Below are 5,537 nucleotides of genomic sequence, written 5' to 3'. Positions count from 1 at the left end.
CGGCATCAGCCGCACCTGCGCGGCCAGCGCGTCGCGCGCGGCGCGGGCGACGGCGAGGTGGCCGTCGTGGATCGGGTCGAAGGTGCCGCCGTAGAAAACCACGAGGCTCATGCGCGAATGCCGCCGCTCAGCTTGCCGCGACCGCGAGCAGGCGCAGCGCGCGCGGCTCGGCCACCGCCAGCAGCAGCCGCTCCAGCGCCACCCAGGCGTCGCCGGCTTCGCGGCCCTTGGCCATGCGGTCCACGCGCCCGGCCTGGGCCAGCAAAGCCTCCCAGCGGCGCGCGTCGTGGCGCTGCAGGGCGCGGCGGTACATCGGCTGCTTGGAATCCCAGATCCGCTGGGCCTTGAATTCGGACGACAGGTTGCCGCCGCGCGCCGACACCCGCGCCAGCGCGGCGGTGCGCTGCAGTTCCATCACCACCATGCCGAGCAGCGCCGGCACCGCTTCGCCCTCGGCGCGCAGGCCGGCGAGCATGCGCGAGACCTGTGCGCCCTGCCCGTTCATGGCCGCATCCAGCACCCGGAACACGTCGAAGCGCGCGGCGTCGGCGACCAGGGCCTGCATGCGTTCGATGGTGAGGGTTTCGCCGTCGGACAACAGCGCCAGCTTGTCGACTTCCTGCGCCGCCGCGAGCAGGTTGCCCTCGACCCGGTCGGCCAGGCTCTGCACCGCGTCGCGGTCGGCGCGCAGGCCGCGCTGGCGCAGGCGGCGCTCGATCCATTCGGGCAGTTCGTGCGGCTTGATCGCCCAGGCCACGGCGATGTGGCCGATGCGGCCGATCGCTTCGCTCCATTTGCCGCCGTGCTGCTTGCTCCATTCGCCGCAGGAGATCAGCAAGGTCGCATCGTGCGGCGGCGCGGCGCAGAAATCGGCGATGACCTCGCTTCCTTCCTTGCCCGGCTTGCCGGTCGGCAGGCGCAGTTCCAGCAGGCGCCGGCTGGCGAACAGGCTGGGCGCGCGGAAGCTCGCCGACAGCGCGTTCCAGTCGGGCTCGCGCTGGTTGCCTTCGGCTTCGAACACTTCGCGCTCGCCGATGCCCTGGGCGCGCGCGGCGGCGCGCACGGCGTCGGCGGCTTCCAGCACGCGCAGCGGCTCGGGGCCGGCGATCAGATAGGCCGGGCGCAGCGGTTCCTGGTCGAGCTGGGCGACGAGGCGCTCGGGGGTCAGTTCCATGGGGCGGCAGGCCGGCCGGCGAGGCGGCTCAGCGCCGTTCGCTGACCGCGCCGATCCGGCGCAGCACCGCCGAACTCATTTCGCGGCGCATTTCGCGCATCAGGATTTCGCGCTCGCCCTCGGTGCCGATGGCGTTGGTCGGGCTGGACACGTAGTCGCGCGACAGTTCGATGCTCTGGCGCGGCACCAGCGGCTTGCCGTCGGCCTTGCGCAGTTCGAACACCACCGCGTAGCGCAGGCTGTATTCCTGCACGCGGCCGAGTTCGTCGAGCGCGGCCGGGGTGTCGCCCCAGCGTTCGGACATCAGGTCCAGCACCGCCACTTCCGCCGAGCCTTCCTGGGCCGGCACCGCGCCGGCGCGGGTCAGCGCCTGGGCCAGCGATTCGGCCAGCGGGCTGTAGCGGTCGATCGAGACCACGCGCACCGGGCCCAGGTCCGGCGGCAGGGCCAGGGCCTGGCGCAATTGGAAACCGCAGGCCGACAGGGCCAGCACGAGAGCCGCAAGCGACGTGCGGGCAAGAAGGGAGCGAGGCGTCATGGGGCGAAGTCTGGACGAGGCGGCCGTGGGCATCAATAGCGAAGGCTGAACCGTGCGGCGCGTCGCGCGCCGGCGCAGACGCGCGCTGGCTCAGGCGCGCGCTGGATCAATAACGGATTTCGCGGCCGGCGAACGCGGCCTGCGCGCCGCGCGCGCCCGGCAGCGCCAGCACGCGGTCGTACCAGGCCTTCAGCGCCGGCCAGCGCTGCGCCCAGTCGGCGTGGGCGACGCCGGCGGCGTCGGCCCAGGGCTCGACGGTGAAGCACAGATAGCCCATGCAGGCGACGTCGGCGATGCTCGGCGCGGCGCCGGCCAGCCACGGGGTTTGCGCGAGCTGGGCCTGCAGGCGGTCGAGGTCGGCGCGGCTGCGGCGGTCGTACCAGGCCAGCAGCGCCGGGTCGTAATCGCCGAATTGGCGGCCGTAGCGCGCGTGGGCGAGGTTGAGGCCGACCCGGTTGGCTTCCCACGACAGCCATTCGCGCACGTGCAGGCGCTGGGCGAGGTCGGCGCCGTCGAGGCGGCGCGGGCCGCCGGCGGCGTCCTGGCGGGTGGCGAGATAGTCCAGGATCACATTCGACTGGCACAGGTTCAGCCCGTCGATGAGCAGCACCGGCACTTCGCCGTGCGCGGCGACGGCGCGGAATTCCGCCGAGCGCTGCTCACGCGCGATGCGGATGTTGACCTGGCGCTGCTCGTATTCGACGCCGAGCAGGTCCAGCGCCAGCGCGACCTTGTAGCTGAAGCCCGAATCGGGGTGGCAGTAGAGGATCGCGGTCATGGGGACGGGGCCGAGCAGCGGGAGTGAGGAGCGGGGTCAAGCAGCGCAGATGGTCAACCGGGACAGGCGCGCGACAACGCCCCGCCCGGCTTCGCCGGCGCGCGGCCCGACCGCCGCCGGGTTTGCGGCGTCGGTCGAGCGGGAACGCACTGGAGGGCGATCAGGCCGCGACGATGTTGACGATCTTGCCCGGCACCACGATCACCTTGCGCACGGTCAGGCCTTCGAGGTACTTGACCGCGTTCGGCTCGGCCAGCGCCAGCTTCTCGATCTCGTCCTTGGCCGCGCTGACCGCGACCTCGATGGTGCCGCGCAGCTTGCCGTTGACCTGCACCGCCAGGGTCACCGCGTCGCGCGCCAGCGCGGCCTCGTCGGCCTGCGGGAAGGCGATGTCCTCCAGCAGCGTCTCGGCGTGGCCCAGGGTCTGCCACAGCGCGTGGCTGGTGTGCGGGGTGATCGGGTTGAGCAGCAGCACGATCGCTTCCAGCGCTTCCTGGCGCAGGGCGCGGCCGTTGCCGCTGGCGTCGTCGAACTTGTACAGGTGGTTGAGCAGTTCCATGACCGCGGCGATCGCGGTGTTGAAGCTCAGGCGGCGGCCGTAGTCGCTGCCGACCTTCTGCACGGTCTCGTGGATCTGCCGGCGCAGGGTCTTCTGCGCGGCCGTCAGCGCGGCCGCGTCCAGCGCCGGCGCGGCGCCCGCGTCGGCGTGCTTGTGCACCGCGGTCCACAGCCGGCGCATGAACCGCGCCATGCCTTCCACGCCGGCCTCGTTCCATTCCAGCGACTGGTCCGGCGGCGCGGCGAACATCGAGAACAGGCGCACGGTGTCGGCGCCGTACTTGTCGACCATCAGCTTCGGATCGACGCCGTTGTTCTTCGACTTGGCCATCTTCTCGATGCCGCCGATCTCCACCGGCAGGCCGTCGGCCTTGAGCGTGGCGCCGACGATGCGGCCGCGCTCGTCGCGCTGGACTTCGACGTCGGCCGGATTGATCCAGTCGGGCCGGCCCTCGGCGCCGGTGCGGTAGTAGGTTTCCGCGATCACCATGCCCTGGGTCAGCAGGTTCACCGCCGGCTCGTCGCTGTCGACCAGCCCTTGGTCGCGCATGAGCTTGTGATAGAAGCGGAAGTACATCAGGTGCAGGATCGCGTGCTCGATGCCGCCGATGTACTGGTCCACCGGGGTCCAGTACTTGGCGCGCTCGTCGACCTGCTGGGCCGCGCCCGGCGAGGTGTAGCGCGCGTAATACCAGCTCGACTCCATGAAGGTGTCGAAGGTGTCGGTCTCGCGCTCGGCCGCGCCGCCGCACTGCGGGCAGGTGGTCTTGCGCCAGTTCGGATCGGCCTTGATCGGCGAGGCGACGCCGCTGAATTCGACGTCCTCCGGCAGCACCACCGGCAGTTGGTCTTCCGGCACCGGCACGTCGCCGCAGCTCGGGCACAGGATCACCGGGATCGGGCAGCCCCAATAGCGCTGGCGGCTCACGCCCCAGTCGCGCAGGCGGAAGTTGACCCGGCGGTTGCCGCGGCCTTCGGCCTCGAAACGCGCGGCCAGGGCGTCCAGCGCCTGCTGGAAGTCCATGCCGTCGTATTCGCCGGAATTGACCAGCCAGCCGCGCTCGGTCCACGGGCCCTGCTCGTCGATGGCGGCCTGGAACTGCTGCACCACCTGCACCGCGGCGCTGGTGTCGTAGACGTCCAGCGCCGGCGCACCGCCCAGGGCGCTGCGCATCGGGTCGGCGTGCGCGGACACGTCGCGGCCGATCTCGGCCAGCGCGTCGCGCACCGCGTCGGAGACGATCACGGTCTTGATCGGCAACTGATAGCGCTTGGCGAATTCCCAGTCGCGCTGGTCGTGGCCGGGCACGGCCATGACCGCGCCGGTGCCGTAGTTCATCAGCACGAAGTTGGCCACGTACACCGGCACCTGCTCGCCGGTGACCGGATGCAGCGCGCGCAGGCCGGTGTCGCGGCCGCGCTTTTCCTGGGTTTCCAGTTCGGCTTCGGACACGCCGCCCTGGCGCAGTTCGGCGATGAACGCGGCCAGGTCGGGATCGGTCTGCGCGGCGTGCGCGGCCAGCGGGTGCTCGGCGGCGACCGACACGTAGGTCACGCCCATCAGCGTGTCCGGGCGGGTGGTGAACACCACCAGGTTGTTCAGCGCGACATCGACCGGGCGGCCGTCGGCTTCGACCACGTCGAAGCGGATCTCCAGGCCTTCGCTGCGGCCGATCCAGTTGCGCTGCATGGTCTTGACCGCGTCCGGCCAGCCCGGCAGCGCGTCCAGGCCGTCGAGCAGTTGCTGGGCGTAGTCGGTGATCTTGAGGAACCACTGCGGGATTTCGCGCTTCTCCACCAGCGCGCCGGTGCGCCAGCCGCGGCCGTCGACGACCTGCTCGTTGGCCAGCACGGTCTGGTCGACCGGGTCCCAGTTCACCACCGAGTTCTTGCGGTAGGCCAGGCCCTTCTTCATCAGCCGCACGAACATGCGCTGCTCGTGCACGTAGTAGTCCGGCGTGCAGGTGGCGAACTCGCGCGACCAGTCGATGGCGTAGCCCATGGTCTTGAGCTGCGCCTTCATGTGGGCGATGTTGGCGTAGGTCCACTTGGCCGGCGCGGTCTTGTTCTTGATCGCGGCGTTCTCGGCCGGCAGGCCGAACGCGTCCCAGCCCATTGGCTGCAGCACGTTGAAGCCGGTCATGCGCTTGTAGCGGCTGATCACGTCGCCGATGGTGTAGTTGCGTACGTGGCCCATGTGCAGCGCGCCGGAGGGATACGGCAGCATCGACAGGCAGTAGTACTTGGGCTTGGCCGAGCGCTCGTCGACCTCAAACGCGCGGGTGTCGTCCCAATAGCGCTGGGCGGCGGCCTCGAGGGCGCCGGGCTCGAAGGCCTTGATGTCGGTCGGGGAATCGTTCGGAACGGGGGCGGCGGCGTCGGACACGGGCGTGGCGGTGGCGATGGGGCAGGACCGGCAAGCCTACCGCAGCGCACAAAAGCCCGCCACGCGCGCGGCCGCGCCGCCGGGCGGCGGCTGCGCGCCGGCC

Annotated in this window: 5 protein-coding genes; all 5 read right to left on the bottom strand. The window is 71.1% G+C overall.

What is annotated here, in order from left to right:
• Positions 1-111, bottom strand: a 111-nt coding sequence (locus tag A7A76_RS00250) for an adenylyltransferase/cytidyltransferase family protein (protein WP_206409303.1), incomplete at its 3' end; no start/stop codon positions are given.
• 16 nt (positions 112-127) lie between these two features.
• On the bottom strand, positions 128-1,174 hold the full coding sequence (holA, locus tag A7A76_RS00245) for a DNA polymerase III subunit delta (RefSeq protein WP_206409301.1): 1,047 nt from the start codon (positions 1,172-1,174) through the stop codon (positions 128-130).
• Positions 1,175-1,202: 28 nt separating this feature from the next.
• Positions 1,203-1,667, bottom strand: a complete 465-nt coding sequence (lptE, locus tag A7A76_RS00240; RefSeq protein WP_343225258.1) for an LPS assembly lipoprotein LptE — start codon at positions 1,665-1,667, stop codon at positions 1,203-1,205.
• A 151-nt stretch (positions 1,668-1,818) separates the two neighbouring features.
• Positions 1,819-2,490: a glutathione S-transferase family protein gene (locus A7A76_RS00235; RefSeq protein ID WP_206409299.1), complete on the bottom strand. Its 672-nt coding sequence runs from the start codon at positions 2,488-2,490 to the stop codon at positions 1,819-1,821.
• A 160-nt stretch (positions 2,491-2,650) separates the two neighbouring features.
• Positions 2,651-5,389: a leucine--tRNA ligase gene (leuS, locus tag A7A76_RS00230; protein WP_206409302.1), complete on the bottom strand. Its 2,739-nt coding sequence runs from the start codon at positions 5,387-5,389 to the stop codon at positions 2,651-2,653.
• Positions 5,390-5,537 lie beyond the last annotated feature (148 nt).

Origin of the sequence: Lysobacter enzymogenes (genome assembly GCF_017168095.1) — a bacterium.
Classification (GTDB): domain Bacteria; phylum Pseudomonadota; class Gammaproteobacteria; order Xanthomonadales; family Xanthomonadaceae; genus Lysobacter; species Lysobacter enzymogenes_D.
This window is presented reverse-complemented; position numbering and strand designations above follow the sequence as displayed.

Excerpts from the sequence above, each read along its gene's own strand:
- A7A76_RS00235 (WP_206409299.1), bottom strand. The coding sequence starts at position 2,490 with ATGACCGCGATCCTCTACTGCCACCCCGATTCGGGCTTCAGCTACAAG.
- holA (WP_206409301.1), bottom strand. The coding sequence starts at position 1,174 with ATGGAACTGACCCCCGAGCGCCTCGTCGCCCAGCTCGACCAGGAACCG.